The 2,593-nt window shown below is 37.9% G+C and carries 4 protein-coding genes and 1 tRNA gene; all 5 read right to left on the reverse strand.

What is annotated here, in order from left to right:
* A partial coding sequence (locus tag ACYQ21_RS15240; protein WP_460059508.1) for a ParA family protein occupies positions 1 to 206 on the reverse strand: 206 nt, incomplete at its 3' end.
* Positions 203 to 502 (reverse strand): hypothetical protein, encoded by a 300-nt coding sequence (locus ACYQ21_RS15245; RefSeq protein ID WP_460059509.1) that lies wholly within the window; start codon positions 500 to 502, stop codon positions 203 to 205. The genes ACYQ21_RS15240 and ACYQ21_RS15245, both read right to left, overlap by 4 nt.
* Positions 503 to 787: 285 nt before the next feature.
* Positions 788 to 1,075 carry a hypothetical protein gene (locus ACYQ21_RS15250; RefSeq protein WP_460059510.1) on the reverse strand — a complete coding sequence of 96 codons (288 nt, stop codon included), beginning with the start codon at positions 1,073 to 1,075 and terminating at the stop codon, positions 788 to 790.
* A 5-nt stretch (positions 1,076 to 1,080) separates the two neighbouring features.
* On the reverse strand, positions 1,081 to 2,016 hold the full coding sequence (locus ACYQ21_RS15255; protein ID WP_460059512.1) for a replication initiator protein A: 936 nt from the start codon (positions 2,014 to 2,016) through the stop codon (positions 1,081 to 1,083).
* A gap of 66 nt (positions 2,017 to 2,082) precedes the next feature.
* Positions 2,083 to 2,152 (reverse strand) — tRNA-Val (locus ACYQ21_RS15260).
* Between the last annotated feature and the right edge of the window lie 441 nt (positions 2,153 to 2,593).

Below are 2,593 nucleotides of genomic sequence, written 5' to 3' on the forward strand. Positions count from 1 at the left end.
ACTGGTCTTGCGACTGTTTGTTCAAACAAGCTAATTACCGTGTTTTCTAGCTTATCAAAGTAGCCATAGCGATTAGTTAAGTTAGCAGAATCATCAAAGTCGAGCAACAAAACTCGATAATTTTGTTTGAGATATTCTGCAAAGTTATGGGCGAAAGTTGTTTTACCTGCGCCGCCTTTATTTACGTTAATTGTGATAATTTTCATTTGATTTGACCTCTCTTTTGAACAGGACGACGATAGCCGTTACCAGTTGCTTTTAGTTCATTATTTCGTTCTCGTTTGGCTACCAGAACCTTGTCAACCTTGACTGTTCTGATAGTTTCAAAGATTTCATGATAGCTATATTTAACTGGCAGTTGAATCTTTTCGCCATTCAAAACAGCATTATGAAACATGATTGCAAATTTTGGACGAAGGTGAACTGTTTCACCAGTTGTAAGGCGTGCTGTTGCATTGCCATACAATCCCATTTGTTTGAGGTCTTGAATTTCAATTTTCATTTACACTTCTCCTGTCGCACTAGAGCGTATCTAGGCGTTCTAATTTTTTATGCACGGTTTAAAGTCTAGTAACCGCTACTCCTTAGCGTTGCTATGATTTGAGTTGGACACCTTGTCCTGCCGTAGCATTAACTCAATAGCCGCGTTCGTTATGACACCCCTTTTCATCTGAAAAGGTATTCTATCTCGCCCCCTGTTTTAAGGTTAAGTCATGCTGATTGGGACAAGATTGGGTTATTCAGTTGTCAAAGGTCAATAGTTTAATGACATTGCGGTCAAGTTTTTTTATTGTTCTTTATCTATAAATTCCGTTAGTTCTTTTTGTTGCTCAACTGAAAGTTTTTTAATTTCATCTTTTAGATTGAATATTTCAGATAATTCAATATCTCTAAGAGTTAGGGTTTTAATTTGACAGCCTTTTAATTGATATTTTTCAAGGCCTCCTTTAGGATCGTGAAAAATTATAGTTTTGTCTGGATTATCTAAAAAATCTTTTCTTAGCTGACTTTTAACTAAATCAGACATGGGTGATATAAGTGGACGTCCCTGTGTATGTGTCCCGATAATCAACAATCTCTTTATCCTCCTTCATAACCCCAAGCCACTCTCAGGGCATCTACACTAGCGAAATAATCATCCGAAAGAGGAACAGCAGTTAAATCCTCATGTCGAGTTTTAGACGTGTTCAACTCATTCTTGTTTGCTTGCATCTGCATATTCTTGATGAGATACTGAGCGAAGTATGAATCGCTTGTACAGTTTTCTTGCGTATATTCCCAAGCAGCCTTAAAGTAATACACGATTTGACTTTCATCTGCCTTCAGTAGCTCGTCAGACATTTCACTCTTGATTGCTTCAGCATCTCCCTTATTTGGAAATTTAAGCGTATCTAGTAATTCAAAAACATCTTTGAATCTGTCTTCAGCAATTTCTCGAAGTGAATTATCACTCTCTTTTTTATTTTCATCTTCATCATCTTCTTTTTTATTATCAGTATCACTAAATTCAGTATCACTATACTCAGTATCATTAGTGTCTGAATTACAGATGTCTTGACGTCGGTTTTTCCGACTTCTTGATGTCGGTTTTTCAGATGTCTGGATGTCGGAAATTCCGACATCCTTGGTATCACTGGTTTCGTTGGATGTTGGTTTTTCAGATGTCCTTGTCGTATCTATGTTTAAGACATAAATCCGATTTGCCTTATTAAGCCCCATGCGTTCTTCTTCTAGCAATCCATATTGAGCTAATTCATTTTTGATTTGATGCACTTTATCTTTTTTGCAGTTCAAAAGTTTTTCAAGATCTTTGACTTTAAAATTCAAATAGACCTGATTTTCTTTATTCACCCATTTGTTTTGCTTCGATAATTCAAAACGATCTTTGAGTAGTCCATAAGCAAATTTGCTTTCTAGGCGCATCGTCCAGTAATAAGATGTCTCATCGAAAAAAATTTTTGGAATACGGTAAAAGCGTTCAGAGCTTTCAACCTGATCTAGTGTAATTCTTGACATATAATCTCCTTTTGCGATATGACAAAATCTCGTCCAAAAGACTTTGTCTCGCTATTATTTTGTGAATGCAAATAGCAGGAATCGAACCCACTAACAGGATGTTATCCTGCCGCCTACCGTTAATTAGGCTATCTGCTTGCGTGTTGGACGACACGGCTTAGTGAGAAAAAAGGAGTATTCTCAAATCCCTAGACCAAGGAATCAAACCTCGGCTAGGTTGCTCAATCTTATCTTTACTGTCAATACTGTTGGAGCCTCAAGTCATTGTGCAGTGTTTTTTGTTTACTAGAGGTTCGCCTGCTCTCCGTGCTATACTTTTTAAGTGCCATATGCAAATCGCACTTCTCGCTACCTTGCACACGTCTGTACTTGCGATAGCGAGAAGACCCAAGGGAAGGATTCGAACCTTTGACGATTGTCTGTCCTCACTAAGTAACAGACAACAACTCACCTTAAGCTACCCTCGGGTAGAGGAGGCACAAGATAGGGGAGTATCTTGTACCTTTGGAGTAAAAAAGGAAAATATTTGCCTATTGCTAGGCAATGGCTGATACCTGGAATCGAACCAAGACATTCC

It is taken from the genome of Pseudolactococcus yaeyamensis (assembly GCF_054658615.1).

Bases quoted from the DNA above. Each gene is read 5' to 3' on its own strand.
- ACYQ21_RS15245 (WP_460059509.1), bottom strand. From the start codon at position 502: ATGAAAATTGAAATTCAAGACCTCAAACAAATGGGATTGTATGGCAAT.
- ACYQ21_RS15255 (WP_460059512.1), bottom strand. From the start codon at position 2,016: ATGTCAAGAATTACACTAGATCAGGTTGAAAGCTCTGAACGCTTTTAC.